The 24616-nt window shown below is 69.7% G+C and carries 21 protein-coding genes and 1 pseudogene; 8 read left to right on the top strand and 14 right to left on the bottom strand.

The genetic code is table 11. The features are described 5' to 3' along the window. Positions 1-154: 154 nt before the first annotated feature. Positions 155-916 carry a VOC family protein gene (locus ABH940_RS00380; protein WP_370065391.1) on the top strand — a complete coding sequence of 254 codons (762 nt, stop codon included), beginning with the start codon at positions 155-157 and terminating at the stop codon, positions 914-916. Between the two features lie 641 nt (positions 917-1557). Continuing rightward, entirely contained in the window at positions 1558-3675 is a 2118-nt protein-coding gene (locus ABH940_RS00385; protein WP_370103850.1) for a YncE family protein, read from the top strand. A gap of 123 nt (positions 3676-3798) precedes the next feature. On the opposite strand, the gene ABH940_RS00390 is transcribed toward ABH940_RS00385, so the two are convergent. The 8 genes from ABH940_RS00390 to ABH940_RS00425 form a co-directional block, all read right to left on the bottom strand. Then, positions 3799-5631, bottom strand: a complete 1833-nt coding sequence (locus ABH940_RS00390) for an alkaline phosphatase family protein (RefSeq protein ID WP_370103851.1) — start codon at positions 5629-5631, stop codon at positions 3799-3801. A 176-nt stretch (positions 5632-5807) separates the two neighbouring features. Beyond that, on the bottom strand, positions 5808-7370 hold the full coding sequence (locus ABH940_RS00395; RefSeq protein ID WP_370103853.1) for an ABC transporter substrate-binding protein: 1563 nt from the start codon (positions 7368-7370) through the stop codon (positions 5808-5810). A gap of 407 nt (positions 7371-7777) precedes the next feature. Continuing rightward, the gene (locus ABH940_RS00400) at positions 7778-8536 is read right to left on the bottom strand and encodes an SDR family NAD(P)-dependent oxidoreductase (protein WP_370065383.1); all 759 of its coding nucleotides are present in this window, start codon (positions 8534-8536) and stop codon (positions 7778-7780) included. Continuing rightward, positions 8533-9843 carry an MFS transporter gene (locus ABH940_RS00405; RefSeq protein ID WP_370065381.1) on the bottom strand — a complete coding sequence of 437 codons (1311 nt, stop codon included), beginning with the start codon at positions 9841-9843 and terminating at the stop codon, positions 8533-8535. Before ABH940_RS00405 ends, ABH940_RS00400 begins: the two co-directional genes overlap by 4 nt. 87 nt (positions 9844-9930) lie before the next feature. Beyond that, complete coding sequence (locus tag ABH940_RS00410; protein ID WP_370065379.1) at positions 9931-10395, bottom strand: cupin domain-containing protein; 465 nt, start codon at positions 10393-10395, stop codon at positions 9931-9933. A 140-nt stretch (positions 10396-10535) separates the two neighbouring features. Continuing rightward, the gene (locus ABH940_RS00415; RefSeq protein WP_370103855.1) at positions 10536-12320 is read right to left on the bottom strand and encodes an AMP-binding protein; all 1785 of its coding nucleotides are present in this window, start codon (positions 12318-12320) and stop codon (positions 10536-10538) included. Between the two features lie 2 nt (positions 12321-12322). Next, on the bottom strand, positions 12323-14314 hold the full coding sequence (locus ABH940_RS00420; protein ID WP_370065375.1) for an FAD/NAD(P)-binding protein: 1992 nt from the start codon (positions 14312-14314) through the stop codon (positions 12323-12325). A 123-nt stretch (positions 14315-14437) separates the two neighbouring features. Further along, positions 14438-15082 (bottom strand): ScbR family autoregulator-binding transcription factor, encoded by a 645-nt coding sequence (locus ABH940_RS00425; RefSeq protein ID WP_370065373.1) that lies wholly within the window; start codon positions 15080-15082, stop codon positions 14438-14440. Between the two features lie 134 nt (positions 15083-15216). On the opposite strand from ABH940_RS00425, the gene ABH940_RS00430 reads away from it, so the two are divergent. Then, positions 15217-16359 carry a ScbA/BarX family gamma-butyrolactone biosynthesis protein gene (locus tag ABH940_RS00430; protein WP_370103857.1) on the top strand — a complete coding sequence of 381 codons (1143 nt, stop codon included), beginning with the start codon at positions 15217-15219 and terminating at the stop codon, positions 16357-16359. Positions 16360-16436: 77 nt separating this feature from the next. Here the strand turns inward: ABH940_RS00430 and ABH940_RS00435 are convergent, their stop codons facing one another. Continuing rightward, on the bottom strand, positions 16437-17018 hold the full coding sequence (locus ABH940_RS00435) for a TetR family transcriptional regulator (protein ID WP_370065369.1): 582 nt from the start codon (positions 17016-17018) through the stop codon (positions 16437-16439). A gap of 102 nt (positions 17019-17120) precedes the next feature. Here ABH940_RS00435 and ABH940_RS00440 point away from each other — a divergent pair, with 102 nt between their 5' ends. Both ABH940_RS00440 and ABH940_RS00445 read left to right on the top strand, forming a co-directional pair. Beyond that, the gene (locus tag ABH940_RS00440; RefSeq protein WP_370103859.1) at positions 17121-18341 is read left to right on the top strand and encodes an oxidoreductase; all 1221 of its coding nucleotides are present in this window, start codon (positions 17121-17123) and stop codon (positions 18339-18341) included. Continuing rightward, positions 18338-19012, top strand: coding sequence for an HAD family hydrolase (locus tag ABH940_RS00445; protein ID WP_370065365.1), 675 nt, complete (start codon positions 18338-18340; stop codon positions 19010-19012). The genes ABH940_RS00440 and ABH940_RS00445 overlap by 4 nt, the downstream gene beginning before the upstream one ends. Positions 19013-19106: 94 nt before the next feature. Here the strand turns inward: ABH940_RS00445 and ABH940_RS00450 are convergent, their stop codons facing one another. Beyond that, positions 19107-19772: a histone deacetylase gene (locus tag ABH940_RS00450; RefSeq protein ID WP_370065363.1), complete on the bottom strand. Its 666-nt coding sequence runs from the start codon at positions 19770-19772 to the stop codon at positions 19107-19109. A 294-nt stretch (positions 19773-20066) separates the two neighbouring features. On the opposite strand from ABH940_RS00450, the gene ABH940_RS00455 reads away from it, so the two are divergent. Then, a complete protein-coding gene (locus ABH940_RS00455) occupies positions 20067-20615 on the top strand; it encodes an RNA polymerase sigma factor (RefSeq protein ID WP_370065361.1) in 549 nt (182 codons plus the stop codon). Further along, positions 20612-21253, top strand: coding sequence for a hypothetical protein (locus ABH940_RS00460; protein ID WP_370065359.1), 642 nt, complete (start codon positions 20612-20614; stop codon positions 21251-21253). Before ABH940_RS00455 ends, ABH940_RS00460 begins: the two co-directional genes overlap by 4 nt. 374 nt (positions 21254-21627) lie before the next feature. Here ABH940_RS00460 and ABH940_RS00465 read toward each other — a convergent pair whose 3' ends face one another. From ABH940_RS00465 to ABH940_RS00480, 4 genes and pseudogenes are all read right to left on the bottom strand, one after another. Further along, positions 21628-21894 carry a Txe/YoeB family addiction module toxin gene (locus ABH940_RS00465; protein WP_370065357.1) on the bottom strand — a complete coding sequence of 89 codons (267 nt, stop codon included), beginning with the start codon at positions 21892-21894 and terminating at the stop codon, positions 21628-21630. Beyond that, positions 21891-22160, bottom strand: coding sequence for a type II toxin-antitoxin system Phd/YefM family antitoxin (locus ABH940_RS00470; RefSeq protein ID WP_370065355.1), 270 nt, complete (start codon positions 22158-22160; stop codon positions 21891-21893). The genes ABH940_RS00465 and ABH940_RS00470 overlap by 4 nt, the downstream gene beginning before the upstream one ends. A 120-nt stretch (positions 22161-22280) precedes the next feature. Further along, positions 22281-22625: pseudogene (locus tag ABH940_RS00475) on the bottom strand (SMI1/KNR4 family protein); the annotation flags it as partial. 12 nt (positions 22626-22637) lie between these two features. Next, the gene (locus ABH940_RS00480; RefSeq protein ID WP_370065353.1) at positions 22638-22766 is read right to left on the bottom strand and encodes a hypothetical protein; all 129 of its coding nucleotides are present in this window, start codon (positions 22764-22766) and stop codon (positions 22638-22640) included. A gap of 734 nt (positions 22767-23500) precedes the next feature. On the opposite strand from ABH940_RS00480, the gene ABH940_RS00485 reads away from it, so the two are divergent. Further along, positions 23501-24451 (top strand): hypothetical protein, encoded by a 951-nt coding sequence (locus ABH940_RS00485; protein ID WP_370103861.1) that lies wholly within the window; start codon positions 23501-23503, stop codon positions 24449-24451. Positions 24452-24616 lie beyond the last annotated feature (165 nt).

Genomic DNA, 24616 nt, shown 5'->3' on the forward strand with positions numbered 1-24616 from the left:
CTTCGCTGATTCGCTCCTCGGATTCGCTCCTCGGATTCGTCCTCGCGAGCCTCCTGGCTTCCGCCCGCTCCCGTGGGTTAGCTGGGAATCCGGTCCAGGGTCCAGGGCCCAGGCCCCGTCACAGCACACCGCGTCGAGAGGCACTGCTTTGAAGGTGACCGAGATCATCCCAGGCTCTCCCTGCTGGGCGCAGCTGAGCACCAAGGACATGGAGGGGTCCAAGAAGTTCTACGGCGGGCTGTTCGGGTGGACCGCCGAGACCGACCCGGACCCCCAGTACGGCGGCTACACCACGTTCTCGCTTAACGGCTCCCCCGCAGCCGCCGTGGCCCCGCTGATGAACCCGCAACAGCCGGTGATGTGGCTGCTGTCGTTCGCCACCGCCGACGCCGACGCCACCGTCGAGACCGCCAAGTCGGCGGGCGCGCAGCTGTGGATGGGGCCGATGGAGGTCGGCGACCTGGGTCGCTGGGCCCTGCTCAGCGACCCGACCGGCGGCGCACCGCATGCGGTCTGGCAGGCCCGGGGGTTCAAGGGCTTCGGCGTGGTGAACGAGCCGAACTCCTTCGGCTGGATCGATCTGTCCAGCAGGGACCCGAAGGCTGCCGTGGAGTACTACAAGACCGTCTTCGGCTGGCAGGTCTGGCCGAACGACGTCTACCAGATGGTGGGTCTGGCCGACGACATGTTCGGCGGCGTGATGCAGATGGGCGACGAGTTCCCGCCGGAGGTTCCCTCCTTCTGGAGCCCGTTCTTCCTGGTCGCCGACGTGGACGCCTCGGCGGAGACCGCGAAGCGTCTGGGTGCCGAGCTCATGCACGGCCCGGTCGACGTCGAGATGGAGAACGGCCCGAGGATCGCCGTGATCCGCGACCCCGAGGGCGCCGTCTTCGGCATCTTCGCCCCGAGGGCCTGACACAGCGCAACGCCCGAACCCGAAGGCCCCGATCGCCGAGCGGTCGGGGCCTTCGCCGTGCCGCTGGGGAGCCGTGGCTATGCGGTCAGCGGCCACCTGGGCTTCGGCAACGTCGGCGAACGGGACAGCGCCCACGGCGTCGCAGCCGTCGGCCACCTGCTGACGTGATCTCCTCTTCCAGACCCGCCACCACCTGGCTGTCGGCGAGCAGTTGTTCATCTACTGCCCCGAGCTGCATGCCGTCCGAGGTCTACACGACTCCCCCGGCCCTGGCCGCGCAGATGACCCCGTAGCTACGTGGCAGGGCCCCGACCGGAACGCGGATGATGTTGGTCGATTCCGTCAACTCCGGGGACGGGGCGAAGTCGTGCGAAGTGGCTGGTACGGGTGCTGGTACGGGTGTGGGCCCGTGGCCGCAGGGCCTCCACCACATCTCCGCCGCTCCTCCGCCATGCCTTTTCTGCGCCTTTACCGCACCCACCCTCCGCAGAATGCGTCGATAACCCGTTCGCCTTGTCGCACGCCTGCTCTAGGATCCGTCCTGCCGAACACGTGACGCCTCCGCAGTCCCATCGCGGCAGGCCCCACGCGGCAACCACTCCTCCCGGTCATTCCGGGCTTTCCTCAGGGGGTACAACACTGTGCGCAAGCGCAGCCTCTGCACCGTGACCGCCTGCGCGGTCCTGCTCGGCGTCACCACCGCCGGACCTGCGGCGGCGGCCGGATCGGCCGCCTCCGTCGAGCACACCAGCGGGGCCGGTCTCACGGCCCACATCACGGCACCGCCGTCGGGCACGGCTCACGTCGCGGTACCGGTTCCCGTCACGGCCCACACCGCCGCGGCGTCGGCACCGGCGGCAGCACACACCGCGACCCGCGCCTCGGCGCAGACCGCCGCATCGGCGCCGGTCACCGTCTCCGCCTTCGGCGGGATGGCCGTCGACGGACCCTTGGACCGGGTCTTCGTCGGCGACAGCACCGCCGGCTCGGTCACCGCCGCCGACTACTCGGGCGACAGCCTCGCCACGGTCAGCGGCATCGCCGGGGTCTCCGACCTGGCCGTCTCCACGGACGGCACGACGCTGTACGCCGCCGAGCCCACCACCCACGACGTGGTGGTGCTCAACGCGAGCACCCTCGCCGTCGAGGCCACCTACCCGGTGGCGACCACCAAGGGCCCGACCCACCTCGCCTTCACCTCGGGCAAGCTCTGGTTCACCTACGGCGACCAGTGGTCCGGCAACCTCGGCTCCGTCGACCCCGCGGTGAACACCTCCGGCGGGGCCGGCGCGGTGACGCTCGGACAGATGCCGGCGGGCGTCGGTGCCGGGCTCTGGAACCCGGCGTTGACGAGCACCCAGCCGTCCGCACCGGGCGTGCTCGCGCTCGCCGAGACCGGCCTGTCCACGGACTCGATGGCGGTACTCGACGTCTCCAGTGGGACACCTCAGCTGACCGCCTGGTACCAGGGCGACTACTCGCTGAACTCCGGCATCAACGACATCAGCCTCGTGCCGGGAGCCTCGCAGGTGCTCGTCAACGGCACCCTGCTCGACGGCTACGCGAACGGCAAGTTCAGCAAGGTCGGCAGCTACCCGAACAACGCCTCTGTGGGGACCGCCTCCCCGGACGGGTACGTCGCCCAGTCGAGCGGCGCGACCGTCTACGTCTTCAAGGCCGGCTCGCAGACCCCGCTGCACACCTACCCGTCCAACGCGAGTGCCCTGGCCTGGGCGCCCGACGACTCACGCGTCTTCGCGCTGGCCGGCCAGAACACCGCCACGGGCACCGCGTACGGCCTCCAGGTCCTGACCGACCCGACCAAGGTCCTGCCGACGCTCACCGCCTCCGCGCCCGCGTCGGGCTCCGTCGGCAAGGCGTACACCGTCAGCGGCAAGCTGAGCTCGCAGCTGCCGATCCCGGCCGGCACCCAACTCTCCGTCACCCGCGTCGACCTGGCGCACCCCGCGGGGTACCTGACCGCGTTCAAGCCCGTGACCGCTGCGGACGGCAGCTGGCACTTCACCGACACGTCCAGCATCGGCGGACCGGTCACGTACCGGATCGGCTACGCGGGCGACAGCGAGCAGAGCGCGGTCAGCGCGTCGGCAACGATCAACATCGCCCGCAGCGCGACCACGGTGAGCATCTCCGCCAACAGCAGCGGCTACTCCTACGGCGGCTGGGCCCACGTCACCGCCCACCTGGGCAGGACCTGGAACGGCCGCACGGTCGAGATCGACGCCCTGCCGGTGGGTATGCCGCAGACGCTCGTCGCGCGCGGCACGGTGGACCGGTACGGCAACCTCTCCGCCTGGTACAAGGTGACCCGGAACACCCGCTTCTCCGCCTGGTTCGCCGGTGACTACTTCTACGGCACCGCGTGGGCGGGCCGATGGGTCAACGGCTACGCGGAGATCGCGGACGTGCTCGACAACGCGTACGGCAGCAACTCGTACGCGGGCTACAGGTTCCAGCTGTTCCACCAGGCGAAGCCGCCGGTGATGGGCATCGCCGTGGGTCCGAACAAGGCCGACCAGTGCATCACCCTGACCGGCCAGTGGTACTACTCGGGCGGCTGGCACATCCTCACCCCGCAGGGCTGCTTCACCCTCGGCAGCAACGGGGTGGTCTGGATCCAGCTGAACCTCACCGGCTTCCCGCTGGGCTCGCACTTCCGGATCGCCCCCGAGTACGGCGGCGACGGCATCAACGCGGCGACCTGGGGCAACTGGCTCTACTTCAGCATCACCAGCTGACGGCCCGTCCGTCACCGACTGCCTTACCCGCCCGCACCGCCGGTCCCCGACCCGGCGGTGCGGGCGGTCCTCATTCCCCGTGGGAACCTCGCTCACATCTGACGGAGCGTCAATACAGCACCGTCAGCCGACGGTCAGGCGGAACGGTCCGGCCAGGGCGGTGTAGCCGTTGTCGGCCAGGTAGTAGACGTCGTAGCTGCCCGCCCCGTTCAGCTTGCTGGTGGAGAGGGTGACAGCGCCGCTCTGGTTCGGGGCGTAGGCCCAGGTGAGCGAGGACTGCGCGCCCGGCTTCACCCCCGCCGGGTAGACGCCGATCCAGTTCTCCGCGCTCACCTGCGTGGCGGAGGGCAGCGAGTAGCGGAAGGTCACGTTGCCACCGTTGCTCACCGCGTTGAGATCGCCGGTCAGCGTCGGGGACTTCGCGGTCGAGGGTGCGAACGCGGCGTTCAGCGGGGTCGCGTACGTGTCGTTCGCGGTGAGGCCCGGCAGACCCAGGGCGCCCTCGATGGTGCGGGCGACGCTGTAGTGGTCGTAGTGGAGCGGGCTGGTGGTGCCGGCGGGCACAGTGCCCTGCGAGCCGACCGCGATGGTGGCGACGTGGTCGTAGCCCTCGTTCTCGCTCTCGTCCCAGGTGAGCAGGATCAGCGAACGCTGCTTGGTCCAGGCGGGCGAGGACATGATCGGCGCGAGCGTCTGCTGCAGCCAACCGTCCTGCGTCTTCAGGCTGGTGGCGTTTCCGTCGCCGGAGGACTCGCCGTCGTAGTAGTCGTCCGCAGCGATCCAGGAGAAGTTCGGCGTGGTCGCGGCCGACTTCAGGTCGGTGGACAGCTGCGTGGTGTCGAACAGGTGCGCCGCGCAGCGGGCCGCGTTGCCGCTGATGTCGGTGTAGTTGATGAACGGTGCGTCGTCGGGCTCGTAGTAGCTGTCCGCGCCGCCCTTGCTGGCGTTGCAGGGGGTGCCCATGCCCTGCTCGTACGCCTTCCAGGTCTTGCCGGCGGCCTCGATCGTGTCGCCCAGGTTCCGCTCGGGGGAGTTGATGTTCGGCCAGTAGGTGGCGCCCTTGGTGTAGGTGTCGCCGCCCGCGATGGCCAGATAGTTCTCGTCGCTGGGGTGGTAGACCGCGTGGGAGTCGGTCATCGTCGCACCCTTGGCCATCAGGCTGTGGATGAACGGCGTGTCCGCCGGGTCGTTCATGATCTCGGAGTAGTCCGTGTTCTCCATCATCACGGTGAACACGTGGTCGTAGCCCGGCACCTTCGAGACCGGCGGGGCCGGCGGCTTGGGAGCGGCGACCGGGGTGTCCAGGGTCAGCGCGAGGTTGTCCAGGTAGCCGGTCTCGTCGGAGGTGTCGAGGAACTGCACCTCGACCTGGATGTGCCGGGTGCCGACCGGCACGGATCCGGTGGTGCTGCGCGACAGGAACTTGCTCAACAGGCCCCGGTCGGTGGCGGAGACGGTAGGCAGCTTGGCGGCCGGGCCGACGGGGTTGCCGTTCGCGTCCTGGAAGTGCAGGCTCACCGCGACGTAGCCGCCGTAGACCGTCCAGCCGCCGAGCCAGCCGGACAGGTCGTAGTGCACGCCGCCGCCGTCGATCGCGGAGGCTGCGGAGGAGACGTCGACGTTCTGGCTCATCGAGCCGTCGCCGAAGTTGCCCGGCGCGAAGAAGGCCTTGCCTGGCGTGCTGCCGTCGCTCGGATAACCGAAGGACGCGACCGACTGGCACATCGCGTTGATGCCGCCGGACTGGACGGTCCAGCCGGGCACCGTGGTGGCCGCGCTCCAGTCGTTCGTGCAGAAGCCGCCGGCCTCCGCATCGCCGTTGACGATCAGGTTGCCGCTGGTCCTCGTCGCGGTCGCCGCCGTACTCCCCGCCGCCTGGGCGGGGGCCGGGGTGGCGACGATCAGCGTGCCGAGCAGGGCGAGCAGCCCGCCCAGGGCGCTCCGGCGCATACGCATGGTGTACCTCGTCCAGTCGTGAGGGTGGTGCCTGACGGGCGTCATGGACGGGACATAAGTACAGGCTGCCGCTGTCGACGGGAAGAATGTAGACCAAACTTGACCGGACAAGTTGCTGCAACTTTCCGCGACTTGATCAGACAAGTTCCTGCCCGTAAGCGGCATCAAAGCCGGCCCTACCGCAGTTCGCATCGCGCTCGTTCATCGATCCGACTCCGGAAGAGTCGCGCGCACGGCGCGCCGAAGAGGTCGATCGGGTCCCCGTCGACCTCGAACCGTCCGGCCGCGACCAGGTGCCGCATCGTCCCGTGCCAGAGCGGCAGGATCGGGAGTTCGGCGCAGACCGCAGCCTCGGCGTCCCGGTAGCGTCGCAGCCTCGTGACCGGATCGGCTGTGGCACGGGCCGCATCGATGAGCTCGTCGACGCGGGCGCTGCGGTAGCCGGCGTAGTTGCCACCGGCCTCGGCCGCGGCGGAGTGGAAGAGCGGAAAGAGCATGGTGTCCACGGACGGGTAGTCACTCACCCAGGTCGCCCGGAAGAGTGCGTCAGGCCGCTGCAACCAGCGCAGGTAGTCGGAGCGCGGCAGCGCGTCGACCTCCACCGTCCAATCGAGATGTGCCGCCAGCTGACGGGCGGCGGCGGCGACCCACTGGCCGTGTCCCCGGTCACCGTCGAGCACGATACGCACGGACCTCCGCTCGGCGCCGCACCCGGCCAGAATCCGACGCGAGGCTTCGGGATCGAACGGCAGCCCCGGCAGAGAGCTCTCGCTCCCTCCGGGGAGAAGTCTCGGCGGGATGACCGAAGCGGCCGGCAGCACTTCTCCTGCCCCCGCGATCTCGCACAACCGGCTCCGGTCGACCGCCATCGCCACCGCCCGGCGGACCAACGGGTCGTCGAAGGGGGCGTGTTGAACCGGGAACGCCAGATAGGTCAGCGAAGCACACCGGGTGACCCGGTACGCGTCCTGCGCGCGGCGGGCGTCCCCGGCACGGCCGTCGGCAACCTCCACGATGTCCACCCGGCCCGACTGCCAGGCCCGGTACGCGGCATCCGCGTCGTCGAGAACGTGGAACTCCACCCGCCGCGGCCCGCCCGCACCTCCCTCCGGGAAAGCCGAATTCGCGCCGTAGTAGCCGTCGAGGTGCTCCAGTACGAGCACCGCGTCCCCGGCGCCGGATCCCTCGGTGAAGCGATACGGCCCGGTTCCGACCGGGCTCCGACGGAACAGCCCTGGCCTGCCCTCGCACAGTTCCCGGGGCACCGCCGCGGTGATCGGATGGCTGAGAACCGCGGCGATCTCGTGGAACGGCCGGGACAGGGAGATCTCCAGCCGGTCGGCGGCGAGGGCCCGGACGCCGCTCAGGATCTCCGCACGGCCCGCGCGTACCTCGTCGAAACCGTCCACCAAGGAGAGGAGATAGGCGATCTGCGATCCGGTCGACGGCCGGACCGCCCGGGACAGCGAGTAGGCGTAGTCCGCTGCGGTGACCAGCCTCCCGTGGTGGAACCGGACGCCGGGCCGGAGCCGCAGAACGATCCGTCTCCCGTCAGGGGTGACCTCCCACGCTGCGGCCGCACCGGGCCGCAGCTCCCCGCTTCGGGGTTCGCAGGCCACGAGCGTGTCCGTCAGCAGTCCGAGGACGAGCGCTCCGTCGTGGTCGAAGCAGCTCGCCGGGTCGAGGGACTCCGGCGCGCCTATGCCGATCTTCAGGGTGCTTCTCGATGCTCTTGCCACCCTCACCGATCGAGCACCAGTTTTGTGACCGGCAACGAGGGGCAGCGCACCCGCGGCCCCGCGATCTCGCCCAGGGCGTCGATCGCGTCGAACTGACGCTCCGTCAATTCATTAGCCAGGGCCGCAAGCCGCTGACGTTTCAGAACCGCTCTAGACAAGGCGAACCCCCCGATGGTGTAACAGGCACATCCACCGTGCTCTGGAGCCCCTGGAATCCCATAGAGCCAAATCGGGGCTCATGGCCAGGCAGCCGGGGGGCACTGCTCCGCTTCACCGGCATCGCCCCAGCAACCGAGCCGTCGAAAGCCCCGACTGCTGAGCAGTCGGGGCTTTCGTATGCCCTGACGGGCGAGGGGGGATCGGCCCGCCGCAGGGCGGTCAGGGCCTGCGTTCACGACGCGCTTCCCTCAGCGGTCAGCCGGCTCGCGATACAGCTTGTGCTGGGCGGCCTGTGCCCGGGGGCGGAGTACCAGGAGGTCGACGTTCACGTGGGCGGGCCGGGTGACCGACCACGTGATGGTCTCGGCGACGTCCTCGGCGGAAAGCGGATCCGCAACCCCCGCGTAGACCGCGGCGGCCCGTTCCGCGTCGCCGCGGAAGCGGTTGAGGGCGAACTCCTCCGTCCGCACCAGACCGGGAGCGATCTCGATGACCCGGACCGGCGCCCCGCACAGCTCCAGGCGGAGCGTTCCGGCGACGGCGTGCGTGCCGTGCTTGGCGGCGGCATAACCGGCGCCGCCCTCGTAGGGAGTCAGGGCCGCAGTGGACGAGACGATGACGAGGGTGCCGTCACCACTCGCCCGTAGCGCGGGCAACAGCGCCTGACTGACGTTCAGCACGCCAACGACGTTGGCTTCGAACATCTCCCGCCAGTCCTCCGGGTCGGAGGTCTCGACGGGATCGGCCCCCAGCGCCCCGCCGGCGACATTGACCAGCACGTCGCAGCGGTCCAGCCGGGCGGCGAGCTCGGCTACCGCGACTTCGTCCGTGACATCCAGCGTGTGCGCCTCCGCGTGGTGACCGGCGAGGGTCAGCTCATCGGCCAGCGCCTCCAGCCGGTCCTTGCGCCTGGCAGCGAGGACCACCCGGTATCCGGCCGCCGCCAACGCGCGGGCGGTGGCAGCGCCGATACCACTGCTCGCACCGGTCACCACCGCGCACTTCACGACGCGACCGCCTTCGGGCCGCGGGGCATGATCACGGCGGAGACCAGCGCCGGCAGCGCGCCGATCAGCAGCATCACCACAGGCCAGGAGGACACCGACAGCAGGGCGGGGATCAGCAGCGGGGTCACGAAGGCACCGCCGAAGACCATGGTGTTCTCCAGGCCGAGCGCCGTTCCGGAACGCTCCGCGCCGGCCATGATCGCGATCTCGGCGTAGTGCACGCCGTGCCAGCCGCAGGCCAGGAAGCCCGACACCACCAGGAGCGTCGCGTCCACCCAGCTCGGCGCGGACTGGAAGACCGCTGTCCCGATGAACCCGGCGGTGATCAGCCAGCTGTACACCACCACCATCATCCGACGGCTGCGTCCGCCCCGGCGGTCGGTCCAACGGCCGCCCCAGACCCGGGACACGGCGCCCAGCACCTGAACCACGACCAGCAGCACCGCGATGGTGGAGAGCTGCAGGTGCTCGACGGTGTGCAGGAAGACGGAGCCGAAGGTCAGCACGGTGAACTGCGGCAGGTCGAGCAGGAACGCGGTCAGGGCGACGCGCCAGATGTCCCAGCGCTTGAGGGGGTTGGCCACGGTGGTGGCGGCCATGCCGCCGCTCGCCTTGGTCGTGGCCAGCGGCGGCTCGTCCAGCCAGATGATCACGGCGAGCAGGGCGAGCAGGGTGAACACCGTGAGGAAGCCGAAGACCCAGCGGAAGCCCGCGCCCAGCGCCAGCGGCGGGAGCACGGCGGCTCCGATCGCACCGCCCAGCGGCACGGCCGCCACCCGCAGGCTGATCGCGAACCCGCGCTTGTGCGGCGGGAACCAGCCCATCACGGCTCGCCCGGACGCTCCGTTGACGCAGCCGCCGAACGCGCCGGCGAGGAAGAGCACCGCCGCCAGGGCCACGTACGAGGGGACGGCCCCGCCGTTCGGCACCAGGAACACCGTGACCGCGGCCAGCGCCAGAACGGTGCCGGTCAGGCCGGTGATCAGCACCTTCCGCTCGCCGATCCGGTCCGACACGATTCCCCAGAACACGTCGGTGATGAAGATGCCGCAGGTGACCGCGGCCATGACCAGGCCCAGCTCGGCGGGGCTGAGCCGGTAGGCGTTCTGAAGCAGCGAGCCGGACGTGGGGATGCCCTGAAAGGCTGCGCTGAAGGCCGCCTGGGCTCCGATCCCGACCCCGAGGATGCCCCATTTGTAGCGGGCGGAGTGCGTGCGCCCGGAGCGGCCGGTGATGATGTCGGGCGGTGCGGCGGTGGCTGAGCTCGTGACCGCAGCGGCGGACGAGGATGAGGTGGACGTGGACACGACGTCATCTCCTGGTGGTGCGTCAACGGGAAGGGGAGGGGCAGAGCGGCCGGCCCGGAACGTGACGGGCCGGCCGCCCTTCCCAGGTCACGCCGCCGGCGTGGACAGCGGGGCGCCGTCGAGGGCGAGTGCGGTGTCGGGCAGCTCGCCCTGACGCAGCGGCAGGGTGCGCTTCTCGCGGATCACGAGCATCTTGCAACCCTTCGGGCTGGAGACGCGGTGGATGCTGTCCGGGTGCTCGACGACGAGCGTCCCCGGCTGGTACCGGTCGCCGTTGTCGTTGACGAGCTCGCCGTCGAGGATGAAGAGCAGCTCGAAGCCGAGGTGGCGGTGGAGGTCGCCGTGTGCACCGGGCCGGAAGTGGGCTATGTACGCTTCGGCGCCGTCCGGTCCCGTGTCGTCGCCGGTGTAGAGCCAGCGGACGTCCACGGCCTCCCGGCCGGGCTGGACGTAGGGGCGCCACTCGACCTGGCCGTTGACCAGGCCCTCGCCGAGGAGGTCGGTCATCACCTCGACGCGGCGCGGCTGCGGGATGTACTCGAGTTCCGACATGACTGTCTGGTCCCTTTCGTGGATGCGGGTAGGTGCGACGGGCTCCGGGGGGCTGCCCGAAGCGCGCGAGAGCGTGGCGGGTGACCGCCCGGAGGGCGTCAGGCGAAGGACGTCAGGCGAAGGACGTCAACTGGCTTGTGTCACAGGCCCGGAGCGGACTGGAGGACGCCGCCGAGCAGGTCGTCCGAGTGCCACTCGGTGGTCTCGACGTCGGTGGCGTCGGTGGCGTCGGCCCGGGAGGTCGCCCGCCCGGCCCTGCGGGCCTCCTCGGCGGCGCGGAGTTCCGCACGGCGGATCTTCCCCGACGTGGTCTTGGGGAGGTCCGCGAACTCGACGGAGGCGATCCGCTGGTGCGGAGCGAGCTCCTCGGCCGCGAACTCCAGCAGGGAGAGCGCCGTCGTCCGGTCCGGGCTGGCATCCGCCGCGAGTGCCACGTACGCCTTGGGGACGAACATCCCCACCGGGTGGGACACCGGGATGACGGCCGCCTCGGCGACCAGCGGGTGCCGCAGCAGCACGCTCTCCAGCTCGAACGGCGAGATGCGGTGGTCGAAGGACTTGAAGACGTCGTCGCGGCGTCCCACGTAGGTGAGGTAGCCGTCGCTGTCGCGGTGGGCGATGTCACCTGTGTGGTAGTAGCCGTCCGCGAAGACGGCCGCCGTCTTGGCCGGATCGCCGAGGTACTCGGTCATCACCCCGGCCGGAGCCCGGGAGAGGTCGATGCAGATCTCCCCCTCGTCCGCGGGACGCTTGGTCTTGGGGTCGATGAGCAGGATCGGGTAGCCGGGCAGCGGCTTGCCCATCGCCCCGGGGCGGACGGGGAGCCCGGCGGTGTTGCCGACGAGCGCCGTGACCTCGGTCTGCCCGTAGCCGTCACGCACCGTCAGGCCCCAGGCGGCACGCACCCGCTCGATGACCTCCGGGTTGAGCGGCTCGCCCACGGAGGAGAGTTCGCGGAGCGCGGACGGGCGGCGGCCGAGGTCGTGCTGGACCAGGGTGCGCCAGGCGGTCGGCGGCGCGCAGAGGCTGGTCGCCCGCTCCTTGTCCAGGATCCCCGGCAGACGGTGCGGTTCGCCGGGCGGCAGATTCACCGCCAGGACGGTGGCCTCGGCGTTGAAGGGGCCGAAGAAGCTGGACCAGGCGTGCTTGGCCCAGCCCGGCGCGGAGATGTTGGCGTGCACGTCACCGGGGACCAACCCGTTCCAGTACATCCCGGACAGGTGTCCGATCGGGTAGGAAGCGTGGGTGTGGGCGGCCATCTTGGGCGCGGAGGTGGTGCCCGAAGTGAAGTACACGAAGAGCGGGTCGCCGGCCAGGGTGTCGCCGTCGGGTACGAAGCCCGCGGGGGCGGCGTTGGAGTCCTGGTAGCAGTGCCAGCCCGGCAGGCGGTCGCCGGTGGCTATCCGCACCAGGTGCGGCGGCGCCGGTTCGAACCGGTCGGTGAGATGCTCCTCGGTGATGACGTGGGTGACCTGACCGCGCGTCAGACGGTCCGCCAGGTCGGCGCCGGAGATCGAGGTGTAGGTGGGTATGACGACGGCGCCCAGCTTCATCGCGGCCAGGACCGACTCCCAGACCGCGAGTTGGTTGTCCAGCATGAGCAGGATCCGGTCGCCTCGCCGGGTGCCCAGTGCCCGGAGCCAGTTGGCGACCCGGTTGGAGCGCTCGGCGAGTTCGGCGTAACTGACGCCGGTCGCCACGGGCACACCACCGGTGGTGTGCCCGGAGAAGGCGTCGACGAGGCGGACCGCGGTGCGGGTGTTGCCGACGGCGACCTGGTCGAACCAGTCCAGCGCCCAGTTGAAGCGGCTCGGGCGGGGCCAGTCGAAGCGCGCCACGGCGGCGTCGTGGTCCTCGCGCAGCTCCAGGAGGAGGTCGCGGGCGGCCATGAACTCGCGGGTCGCGTCGGGATTGTGACCGATCATGGTCATTCGCTCCGGGTGGCTCGGACGGCCGCCTGGAGACCGGGCAGGCGGGTGGCGGGCAGGTTGTGGTGGAGCTGCGTGTGTCCGGGCCGGCGGGGCTCGGCGAGCAGGTCGGCGGCGATGGCGTCCGCGTCGCTGTGGAAGGCGACCATCGGTCCGGGGCGGCCGTTTCCGATCTGGGTGAACCAGCGCAGTTCCTCGGTAGGGATGCCCAGCGCGTAGAGGCCTGGCGCAGGCCGGCCGGCCGCGTCGACGACGCGGAACGGCTTGCCGGTGACAGCCAGTGCCCCGGTGGTGAACCGGGCGCCGTCGCGAGGGCTGATGTTCACGTGCGGTGAGGCGAGGCTGTCGGCGACGAGCTGACGCATCAGCGGGGACGCGTCAGCGGTAAGGCTCGCCGGCGGGATCCGGGCGTCGATGAGCACCCGCGCGGTTGTCGCGGACTGCTGGACCCGGGGTGACGAGAGCACGAACTGCCCCGCGTCCTCGTCGGTTTCGATGCGCAGGTCGGGCCCGGCCACGGTGAGCACCCCGGCCTCGATCAGCGCGACGGTCTGCCGGATGCGCACGGACGGGGGCCCCGCCGAGACCATGGTGTTGATGGGGTTGAACCAGCGCAGGAACTCGTCGCGCTGCGACTCGGGGTGCAGGCTGGAGAACTCCACGGCCTCCCGCATGACGCCGCGGGTGTCGCGCAGGATGTCCAGCGCTGCCTTCAGCGGCCCGTCGACATTGCCCGCCTCGGCCTCGGCGGCGTCGCTGCGCAGCACCGCCAGCAGCCGCTCGTGGAAGGCATCCGGTCCGGTGAACTCCTCGCCGCTGAACGGTCTGGCCATTGCCTCCAGGTCGATCGGCGGCACATCGGACAGCCCGGTGTCGGCGAGCAGCTTGCCCAGCTCGCCCGGGTCGTCCGCAACACCCTGGTAGCGGGCGGTGAAGGCCTGCGCGGCCGTCTCGCCGTCGCGACGGCTGATGTGCGTGCGGTAGTAGACGTGCTCCACCTCACGCAGCACCAACGGCAACACGTGCTGACGGAACCTCAGTTGGAGGGTCCCCGCCTCAGCCATGGCGTCGGCACGGGCCTGCGCCACCGCCTCCGAGCTGAAGAAGAGCGGCGTGTAGCGGTAGTGGGCGTCCTTCTGGTTGCGGCCGCGGGCCAGCAGCGGAAGTCCGCTGCGCGACCCGGCCACCAGGTGCGGCTCCTTCCCCGAGGGGTGGTAGACGAGCTGTCCGTCCGGCGTCTGCTCGTAGCGCCCGCCGCGTCCCAGCGTGAGCAGGGCCGCCACGTCGTAGAAGGTGAGGCCGAGACCGAGGACGGCGACCTGCTGGCCCGCCTCGATGAAGTCCAGATCCATGTCGGCCGCGGAGTCACCCCGCAGATAGCGGACACCCCGGTGGCGAGAGGCGAAGTCGAGCAGGTCGCGGTCGAGCGCGCCTGCCTTGGTACGGGGGTGGCCGGTGGCCAGGACCACCCTGTCGGCGCGGACCGGTCGGCCGCCGACGGACAGGACGTACCCGCCGTCCTCCCCGCGCCGGACGGCACCGACCCGGCCCTGCACGGCCTCGACGGTGACCTGCGCCGGCAGGTTCGCGGTGATGTGGCGAAAGACGTCGCGCAGGTAGCGGCCGTACACGCGGCGCGGCGCATAGGTGTTGGACGACGGCTCCGCGTCGTCCAGGGACTCGTACCGGCCCTGCGCATACTCCTCGCACAGCCACGCGTGGAGCGAGGGGCCGGCCCCGGCCCGCCAGGGCCCTCCGTCCGGCTCGCCCGAGTAGAGGCTGACCTCCCCGGCGGCGGTGTTCATCAACAGCCATAGGGGCTGATCCGTACGCCAGATCCGGCCGGCGCCCGGCTCTCCCGGGTCGATGGTGCGGATCCGAACCGGGCGGGACTCCCCCGCAGCGGCCAGGCGTGCGATCAACCGCTCCAGCACGGACAAGCCGCGCGGCCCCATCCCGACGATCGCCACTTCCAGATGCTCGTGAGACATCGATGCCACTCCTTCCTTACCCGTTGCTCCGAACTGAACGCTCAAAATAATACCTTCGCAAAGGTATATTTCGAGAGCCCACGGAGTGACGTGCGCCACATCCAGTGGCACACGTCTGCCGCATCAACTCCGGCGCAGCACCACCGCCAGCACCTCGTCCACGCGCTCCCGGATGTCCTGACGGTCATTCAGAACCCAGGAGATGTGCTGCGCGCCGAAGAACGCGGAGACCAGGACCCGAGAGAGCACCTCCGGCGCGATCTCGGACGTGACCTCCCCGTCACGCTGCGCCTGCACCAGCAGGGCGGTGAGCATCTCGCCGTAGTCCACATACGGGGTGGGCAGCGCGGCGTCGATGAACGCCCGCTCGATCTGGAGCCGCGCACCGGCCCGGGTCACGATGTCGTCCGCGAACGCGACGGCGGTGCGGGTCAGCAGTTCCGTCACGGTGTCGCGCGCGGAGAGTCCAAGGCTCGTCACCTCCTGGGCCATGCGCGGCAGTCGGCGATAGAACGCGTCGGCCACCGCGAGAGCCAGCCCCTCCTTGTTGGCGAAATGGAAGTAGACGGCCCCCTTCGTCACTCCCGCCAACTGCGCCACGTCGAGCACGGTGACACTGGGGAAGCCCTTGTCGGCGAACGCCTGGGCGGCGGCGTTGAGCACGGCCTCGCGCGTGCGCAGCGCGCGTTCCTGCTTGAGTGCGTCCCCCTTCGCGTTGGTTGTCGCGCGGCTCCCCCGGTCCGGTCCGATGTCAGCAGTCGGCGTCACGTTTCCTCCTGGCACTGTTCTTGCTTGCAATATACCTTCTCGTAGGTATATTTTCCTTCTGCACCGCCTGCGATTCGAATGCTCGTTCGTAAGCTCGTGCCCATTTCAGGGGGATTTATACCATGCGCTCCAACGTGAATGGACAGACCCTAGTCGACACCGGCCGCCTGCTCGGGGTCAGCGAGTCGGGAGTCGACCCGAGACTCACGTTTCTCAGGCCGGTCCCGCGGCACCTGGTCCACCGGGCGGCGGTGGCGGAGGTGTTCCTCACCGACGCAGTGAAGGTGTCCGACGACCACTTCCTCGTCGCCGCCCAGTGGCCGCGCGACCACGCCCTGTACGCCCCGGACCCCGGCGGGCAGAGCGATCCACTGCTCTTCGCCGAGACGATCCGGCAGACGATCGTGTACCTCGCACACGAGTACCACGAGGTTCCGATCGGCCATCGGTTCATCGGACGCGACCTCAACTTCGAGATCACCGAGCCGGAACTGCTGCGCGTCGCGGGCGCCCCGCTGCCACTCGTCCTCGAGGCCACGTGGAGCTGGACCGACGGGCACCAGCCGAAGCGGCACGGCATGCGCCTGGACGCAGTCCTGACCGTGGGCGGCCTGCCCTGCGGCCACGGCTCACTCTCCGTCGTAGCGGTGGACGATCGCCGCTACGGCATGCTGCGGCGCCGGTCCGGCCGCACCGCCGAACTCCCCTCGCCCAGCGCCCGCGAGGGAGCCCGGCGCCTTCCCGCCCGCGAGGTGGGCAGGCTGCGGGACAAGGACAGCGTGCTGGAACGGACGCCCGACGGCGCATGGCTGCTCGACGCGGATCCCGACCACGCCATCCTCTTCGACCACGCGACCGACCACATCCCGCTGATGGTCCTGCTGGAAGGCTTCCGGCAGCTCGGTCACGCGCTCTTCGACTCCGCACGCGGCCCGTTCGATCCCGACCGTGGCCCGTTCGATGCGGCACGCGGTCCGTTCCATCCCGACCGTGGCCCGTTCGATGCCGGCCCTGGCCCGTTCGACGCCGACCGCGGCCCCGGCGCACTGACCGCGGTCCGAACCGACTGCCTGGCATTCGCCGAACTCGACGAGCCGATCGAGCTGGTGGCGCACCCGCACACGCAGGCAGCTCACGGCCCGCACGCAGCCGTGGTCAACAGCCTGCTGATCGAGGCCCGTCAGGACGACCGCGTCATCGCCTCCGCGACCGCCGAGTGGATCCGGTCCGCCGCATCCGGACGCGCGGTCGACTCCCCCTCCCTGTTGGCGAGCTGAGCCGGAGCACCACCGGCCTGACACCGCCTCAAACGATTGACGTGCTCCGCGCCGGAGCCGTCAGCGGTGCCCCCACGTCACGTCGCCGCCTCCGCCAACAGCAGCAGAACGCCCTGGATGCGGAGGAGCCGGTCGGGCAGATCCTCGACCGTGGAGCCCAGCCCCGGGCCGCAGAAGCCGAAAAGCAGAGCGAGAGCCAGATCGGCCACCGCCTCTGTGTCCGCGGCCCATCGGGGCTGGCCCTCCGGGCCCGCCACCTCGCAGACGGCCCGCACACCCTGCCGCACCGTCGCGACAACCATCGGCTCGCTGTCCGCGGCCCGGGCCTCCTCCAGGCAGAGCCGCAGGCCGGCCCTGAAGCGCACGTCCACGGCGATCCGCTCCCCGAACGCGCCGAACAACCGGCCCAGCGCGGTCGACACGGGCTGTCCCGGCGGAGCCTGGGCCACCAGGGCTGCGGCCACCTCGTCCACATAGTCGATCAGCACGTCAGCGAGCTGTCGCTTGGAGGCGAAGTGCCCATACAGGGCTCCCTTGGTCAGACCGGCCTGCTCGACGATCTGCTCCAGGACGGCTGCCGCGAAACCGTAGCGGTAGAACTCCACCGCGGCGGCAGCCAGGATCCGGTCGTGGCTACGCCGGGAACGATCCTGCTTCACAACGTCCTCCCTTCCACAGAGCAATCGTTGCGAATGAAACATACCGCCATGAACGAATTTTATGTACATCCACAACAGGACCCGACTCACAGGGAGCATTCCGTGCCATCCGCCAGTGTGACCGCCCTGGGGCAGGCCGCCGCAACAGCCGCTCTGCACGCCCCAGCGGCGGACCGGGACCGCATACTTCACCCCGACACCGTCGCGGCCGTCACCACCGCGGGCTTCCCCGGGCATTTCGTCCCACACCGCTGGGGAGGCCGAGCGGGAGGTTACGCCGAGCTCCTGACCCAGGTCGCGGCGCTGGCCGACGACTGCGCCTCGGCGGCCTGGTGCGCCGGTCTCTGGGCAACACACGGCCGCTACGCCGCCCTCATGCCCGAGAAATGCCAGGAGGAGATCTGGGGCGCAGGCCCCGACGTACGGATCTCAGCCGCTCTGATGCCGCCCAGCGGAAGCGCCACCGCCACGGCCGAGGGCTGGTCACTGCGCGGCGAGTGGCACTGCGTCAGCGGAGTCGAGCACGCGCAGTGGGTACTGCTCGCGGCACCCGTCCACGCCGAGGATGTCCGCGGCGGGGATGTCGACGGCGAGCAACCCCGCGGTCTCAGCGGCGACGTGACAGTGCGCGTCTTCGCCGTGCCGACCGAGCTGCTACGCATCCAGGACACCTGGCACAGCACCGGACTGCGTGGAACGGGCAGCCACAGCGTCGTCCTCCCCGAGGTCGACCTGCCCCACTACCGCAGCGCACCGCTCACGACACTGCTCGGCGGGACGAGCGGGCCAGGCCTTTCGCGCTGCCACTCCGCGCCGGCGATGCTCGGCGGACCACTGCTCCTCGCGGCTCCCGCCCTCGGCGCCGCCCGACACGCCCTGCACGCGTGGATGACCTGGGCCAGCACCTCGCGGGCCCAGACCGCGGCCCAGACCGCAGGTCAGACTGCGGCTCAGACCGCGGGTCCGGCGGCCGAGACGCTGGCCCGTTCCTCGACCGAGATCGAGGCCGCCGCGCTGCTGCTGGAACGCGCGGCGGACCGGGCCGATGTCGAGCACCCGACTCCCGCCACGGTCGCGAGGAACCGCAAGGACGCCGCCTTCGCGAGCGACCTTCTGGTGACGGCGGTCGAGCGGTTGCTCCGCACCGGCGGCGCACACGTCCGCGACAACACCGGTGTGCTGCAACGCTGCTGGCGCGACGTGCACACGGTCACCGCCCACGGCGCGCTCCGGCTGGACACCGCCGCCGAGAGCTATGCGTCGACGGTCCTCATACCGGAAGCAGACGAGATGACCCTGACCTCGACCGTGGAGCCGGCATGAACACCCCGCGGCCCTACCTCGTCTTCGCGGACGTCGACGAGACCCTGATCCGCCCGAAGAGCCTCATCGACTTCCTCCCCTACTACTTCGCAGGGCGCCATGGCAGCACGGGCGCCGAGCGCGCCGACACCGTACTGCGGCACCTCGCGGCCCGCATCGCCGCGGGCGAGCCCCGAGCCGCGCTCAACCGCACCTACTACCGCACGTGGCGCGGGGAGACGGCCACCGCCCTGCACACCTGGGGTCGCCGCTGGTACGCCGAACAGACACGAGGTGGAGACCTCTTCATCCCCGCGACCCTGCAGGCCCTGCGTCGCCATCGGGAGCAGGGCGCGACCGTGGTCCTGGTCTCGGGTTCCTTCCCTCCGCTGCTGTCTCCCGTGGCGAAGGCGATCGGCGCGGCCCACACACTGTGCACCCGACCCGCCATCCAGCACGGCCGACTGACCGGCGAGATCACCGGCCCCCCGATGATCGGTGAGGCGAAGCGCGCCGCCGTCCGCCGCATCCTCGCCGAGCACCCCGACGTCGCCCCGACCGACTGCTACGCCTACGGCGACCACCCGTCCGACCTCCCCATGCTCGAGGAGGTCGGCCACGCGGTGATCGTAGGTCAGAACCCCCACCTCCACCGAGCCCTGCCAACTGCGGCACACCTGCCCACCGACTGACACTCCGTTCGGCCGGGGCGGGTCGGGGTCAGGTTCGGGGTCGGGATCGGGGTCGGGATCGGGATCGGGGTGGGCAACGGTTCACGCTGAGACGCTACGAGGTACTGAGCAGTCCTGCGATCTCCGCCGGCGCCCACGCGCCGACCGCGCCTGGACGGCTTGCCAGATAGTCGGCGATCTGCGCGGTGTCCCATCCGTGAGACTCCCGCAGCCCGGAGGCGAAGTTGAGGAGATAGGCAGCAGACGGCTTGTTGAGTGAGGCTTCGGACCTCCGCCATGCCGCTGTGAAAGTCAGTACGGGGTAGCCGTCCACCAGACCAGGGCAGACCAACGTCTCATATCGCCCCTCCCCCATCGTTGCCCGACCGACGGCGAGCACGTCGCCGAGGTCGAGATCCGCCCCGGGTTCCCGGTACATCTCCTGCGCGGCGATGTCAGAGAACTGCGAGACCGTCACGAGGTACGCCCGTGCCGGCATTTCCCCGGGATCGAGCGGGTCATAGAACCCCATACCTCCCGTCCACGCCCCTGACTCCAAAGCAAAATAGAGCTGACCAGGCAGTATGACGGGGATCATCTGCTGCGGCGGTCGCGGATCACGGCATCCCGGGTAGGTACGTGCACCGCCCGGAGGTCGGCCACCCGCAAGGTAGAAGTTGAGGCGGTCGAAGTGCATGTTGGAGCCATAGGCCGCGTACCACACCTGATCCGTGGTCGCGGTGCGTGTGGAGAGGCTCTCCGGTCTACGGGGGATGGTCACGGCTTCCAGTCTGGTCAGTCGACACGTCGTACCGGATCACTTCGACTACTCAGCGGGACGTCGGTAGCTCGTTGAGCGGCCCCTTCCCCCAAGTTGCTCTGTGCAGGCCGCCTCCAGACGGTGTCTGAGCTGTGGTTCTCCGCTTCCGCGCGCGAACTGGAAAGCCGATCCGCCGCTGGGCCCTCGATGGGATCATGTGACGCTTTTCGGCGCTGGAGCCAAGTAGAGACGTAGGCAGTCACTCGTTCGACCCAAGGAGCGTCCGTGCCCACGGAGCACCCAATAGCCCCACCCGTGGCAGACCCATCCGGGTTCGCCGAGTTCTACCAGCAGAACTTCGCCACGGTCCTCGGCTTCGTCACCCGGCGTACCGACAGCGTGCATCTGGCAGCCGACCTGACCGCCGACATCTTCATGACCGCGCTGGAACAGGTGGACAGCTACGACGCCCGGCGGGGCACGCCCGCGGCCTGGCTGTACGGCATCGCCCGCAACGTCCTGGCCACACACTTCCGTGGCAGCGCCCGAGAGCGGCGCGCTGTCTCCCAGATCGCCGGCCACCGGATGCTCGACGAGCAGGACGTCGCCGCGATCGAGGCCCGCATCGACGCGGCCCGCACCGCTCGGCGGTTGACCGGGCTCCACGCGGCGTTGTCCGAACCGCTGCGCGCCGTGCTGGACCTGGTCGCGGTCGACGGGCTGACCATCCGTGAAGCCGCCCAGACGCTGGGGATCAGCGCCGCCAGCGCACGGATGCGCCTGCACCGGGCCCGCAAGGCTCTGAAGAGCGTCACTCCGCAGACCAATCCATCTCTGAACACCCTTCTGGAGGCCGCCTCGTGAACACCCCCGTGGACACTCCCGTGAACTTCCAGCAGCGACTCGGGGACGAGCTGACCGCCCGAGCCGCAGCCCGACCCGTCCTCTCACTGACGCCCGTCCGGCAGCGCCACACCAGGCGTATCGCGGTCACCTCGCTCGGGTTGGCCGCCGCCGTCACCGCCGCCGTCCTGGGAACCCACGCCGTCGGCAGCCCCGCCACCCCCCAGGCAGCACCAGCTCCCTCCTCGGCCGGGAACAGCAACTCCACGCCCGTCTTCAGCGATGTCGGCTACACCGTGACGGTCCGCCCCGGCCACATCGTCGCCCTAGAGATCATCGGCACGAAACTCGCCGGGCTCCAGGCGGCGCTGCACCGAACGGGGTTGCCCGCCGTCGTACTGTCCCCCTCGGCCACCTGCCCCACCAAGGTCACCCCGGTCGACAGCAGCCACCTCGGCCAGGTGATGTCCTTGGACCCGAAGAACGGCCGCGTCGCCCTGCTCGACCCCGGCGCGGTCCCGCACGGCGACACCCTGCTGGTCGTCGACGAAGCCCCGCCAGGCGCACTCCACAAGTCCGTCGGGAGCCTGGCCGTCATGCTGACCAACCCGGCCCCGACCTGCTTCCCCTCCTCACAGGTCGACATCGGCGGGGGCTGATCGCACGTTCCGGCAGGCTCCGCACGCGCAGACCGATGAAGGGGTTCGCGCGGCCCATGGCGGACAACGCTGAGGGCAACCGCAACCCCGGAAAACGACGAGGACCCGGATGCAGAAGCATCCGGGTCCTCATCTGCCCTGGTGGGCGGGTGCGGAGGATACGAGATTCGAACTCGTGAGGGGTTACCCCCAACACGCTTTCCAACTGTTCGTCCGGGGGTTCAGCTGAGTACGCCACCGTCCCGACCTGCGGAGAAGTGCCCAGACGAGGGCTGGCCGGACACTCGCGGACGGAGGTGAATGCAACTGGAACTGCAACTGGCCGACATCCCCACCCGGGCCCCAACGCGTCGGGGCGATCAGGGCGAAACGAGCTACTTGCTGTAGTGGTAGCGGCAGGCGATGACGCACACCGTGTCGGCCTGCTCGTCTAGGACGTAGACCAGGCGGTGTTCCTGGTCGATTCGGCGGGACCAGGCCCCGGCGAGTTCGTGGCGCAGGGGTTCGGGTTTGCCGATGCCCTCGCGGCCGTTGCGGCGGATGTCGTCGATGAGTTGGTTGATGCGTTTGAGGAGGCGGCGGTCGTTCGCCTGCCAGTACAGGTAGTCGGTCCAGCCACCGTCGGTGAACTGGATCTTCATGCGGACTGCTCGGTGGCGTCCTCGGGGTCGATCAGTTCGCGGTTCTGGGTGCGACCTTCCTGGTAGTCCCGAAGGGACTGACGCAGATGGTCGGCGTTGGCGGGGGAGCGCAAGAGGTAGTCGGTCTCGCGGAGCGACGCGTAATCGGCCAGGGAGACGACGACCAGCGGCTCATGGCCGGCCCGGGTGATGACAAGTTCCTCGGCGTCGTTCTCGACAGAGTCGAGCGCGGCAGCGAGATTGCTGCGGAGCTCAGTCGCACTCATCGTCTTCATAGCGTACAGAATAGCGTACGTTCGTTGCCTGAGCTAGGAGGCGAGCCGCCTCGTGGCGTCGAGCCAGGGCTGGGGCTCGGGTGCATCCTCGGCCATCCTGACCTCCTCCTCTCACCAGCCAGTGCCGTCGAGCCAGGAATTCAGCCACTGTGCGAGTGACGGCGAGTCGGTGAACCAAGCCTCCGCCCAGTCTTCGGGGTCGGCGTTCGGCTCGAAGAGCAGGACCGGAGCATCTGGGTCCAGGCAGTCCACCGCGGCGTACATGCCGCAGCCCCAGTCCAGGATCGGCAGGACGCCGTGGGGCCAGTATTCGCAAGGGCCGTACCCGGCAACCGCTGTCCGGCTCTCGCCGACCAGGGGCAGCAGCAGGTACTCGGGACCGAAGCCGCCGTTGGCCACCTCCTGGTACAGCCGGACCAGCAATCGCGGTAGCGGGAAGCCGAGTTCGCGCTCCGCTGCGGCGACCTCTCACTCGCCGACCCGAGCGGGGAGCTCGCCCCTCTCTTGGAACGCGCGTTCGCGGACGCGAGCGACGATGTCCGAGGTGGCGCTCATGCCGACGACTCCCGCGTCGTGCTGATCGTCTATGCCTGTCATGGCCTGGAACATAGCGAAGGCCGCTGACGGCGTGACCTGTGGCTGCGGCGCCGTCGATTGAGACTGCAACTGAGACGAAAAAGCAGAGGGCCCGCGCCGCCGAAGCGGTGCGGGCCCTCTGACCTGCGGAGGATACGAGATTCGAACTCGTGAGGGGTTGCCCCCAACACGCTTTCCAACTGTTCGTCCGAGGGTCCGGACGGGTTCGCCACCGTCCTGGCCTGCGGCGCAGCAGTTGATACCGGAGGCCTTGGACAACCGTGAACGAGGCCGAATGCAACCCAAACTGCAACCCTCCCGCAGGTCAGCCGACGGGTGTCCATCGCTTGATCACGACCGGCTCGGTGTGGGGAGCGGGCCAGATCTGGAGGAGAACCTACTCGATGGCATCCGGCGCGTCGGTGCCTTGCTCACCCGGCTGGCGGACATTGGCGAGGGTTCGTACGCGAGGCGCGGACGCGCACGAAGCCCTTGGGACCTCGAAGCACACGGCATCCGGCAAGTAGTCGGTGTAGCGATCGATCCCAGTGGCTGTCCAACGTGGCGTACAGTGATGCCACGGCCGCGGCGACGGCCGCGGCTGTGCGTTGTGTCCCGTGCCCATGGCGCCTGATACAGCTGAAAGTTGAGTCATCGCGATCACCTCGGTCCACCGTGCTCGCGAGCATGCACCGGGGCACGGGCGGCGCATGCCAGAGAGAAGCACGATGCCTGGGCACACTTACGGCAACGCTATGCCGCCGCAGCTCCAGTCGCCCGCGATCGAGTGCGCTGTAGAAACGGTCGGCTATCTGCGTGAGGTTCTGCAGTACACGGCTCCCCGGTTCGCGAACCACGGGTGGGCGCGTATGTGCATGTACCGCGTGGCCGACGCGATGGACACGATCGGCCGCTTCGTCGATGAGATCGCAGTCGAGTTGGAGCGTGTCGGGGCGGAACGACGGACTATCCGTCGTCTACTGAAGGCCGACGGGGAGCACCTCCGGACGGCACATCCCACTCCGGTCGCCGGACTGCGGCTCACGAAGCGGGGACTTCGCGTGATGCCGGAGTGGCTCGTTCACAAGGTCTGGGAGTCCCTGGCCTTCGTCATGCTGCGGCTTCCAGTGATGCTGCGGTCCAGCGTGCAGCCGCGAAACGCGCTCTGGCCGGGCCGGTGCCTGAGTCCGATGATTGAATCGATGGACCGGCTGGGTCAGCTCGCCAACCTGTTCGCGACCGTCCACGTCGATGTACTGGACGAGCACATGCTCGCGCGGTATCAGCAACTCTTCCAGCAGCGGCCCCGTGTGAACATGCCGTCGCCGGAGGGCCACCGAGCCCTGCGCCTGGGGGGTTGGGGCAACTCGATGGTCGGGCCCGAGCATTACGAGGTGCGGCTTCTCGTACTGCTGGCCATGCTTAACGAGCGGCACGACCAGAAGTGGTGGATGGGAGGAAACGGGGAGTTGCACCCCCAGGTGCGGAATGCTGCCGTCGGCACCCTCAATGCGGTGGAGATCGAGCTGGAGATGGGCGACGCCTCACCCCGACACCGTCTCACCGATGGCGAATGGGCCTACGCTCAAGCGATCTCGGCAGCTCTGCGAGGCCGGCTTGCGCTCGCCGTCCCAAGTTGCGACGAACCCCTGGTCAGCGTCGTCCGTAACTTGTTCGATCGTGCCCCCGCCGGGATTCACCTGTGACCGGCCCCGCGGCCGCGGCGAGGCTTGTGTGCCTGCTCGTGGCGGTCCTGCTCTCGGTTGTGGCCGGAATGTTGGTGTTCATCCTACGCATCCGACTGGGGACACGGGCAACCGAGGCGGCATTGTGGGCCGGGTCCGCATTCGGCGGGAGCATGTTGGTCGCGA

The sequence above is a fragment of the Streptacidiphilus sp. BW17 genome, from assembly GCF_041262485.1.
Lineage (GTDB): Bacteria > Actinomycetota > Actinomycetes > Streptomycetales > Streptomycetaceae > Streptacidiphilus.

What these genes read in the sequence shown, in the direction of transcription:
- ABH940_RS00390 (WP_370103851.1), bottom strand. Translation starts at nt 5,631, where the DNA reads ATGCGTATGCGCCGGAGCGCCCTGGGCGGGCTGCTCGCCCTGCTCGGC.
- ABH940_RS00420 (WP_370065375.1), bottom strand. Translation starts at nt 14,314, where the DNA reads ATGTCTCACGAGCATCTGGAAGTGGCGATCGTCGGGATGGGGCCGCGC.
- ABH940_RS00415 (WP_370103855.1), bottom strand. Translation starts at nt 12,320, where the DNA reads ATGATCGGTCACAATCCCGACGCGACCCGCGAGTTCATGGCCGCCCGC.
- ABH940_RS00485 (WP_370103861.1), top strand. Translation starts at nt 23,501, where the DNA reads ATGCCGCCGCAGCTCCAGTCGCCCGCGATCGAGTGCGCTGTAGAAACG.
- ABH940_RS00445 (WP_370065365.1), top strand. Translation starts at nt 18,338, where the DNA reads ATGAACACCCCGCGGCCCTACCTCGTCTTCGCGGACGTCGACGAGACC.
- ABH940_RS00465 (WP_370065357.1), bottom strand. Translation starts at nt 21,894, where the DNA reads ATGAAGATCCAGTTCACCGACGGTGGCTGGACCGACTACCTGTACTGG.
- ABH940_RS00470 (WP_370065355.1), bottom strand. Translation starts at nt 22,160, where the DNA reads ATGAGTGCGACTGAGCTCCGCAGCAATCTCGCTGCCGCGCTCGACTCT.
- ABH940_RS00480 (WP_370065353.1), bottom strand. Translation starts at nt 22,766, where the DNA reads ATGACAGGCATAGACGATCAGCACGACGCGGGAGTCGTCGGCATGAGC.
- ABH940_RS00410 (WP_370065379.1), bottom strand. Translation starts at nt 10,395, where the DNA reads ATGTCGGAACTCGAGTACATCCCGCAGCCGCGCCGCGTCGAGGTGATG.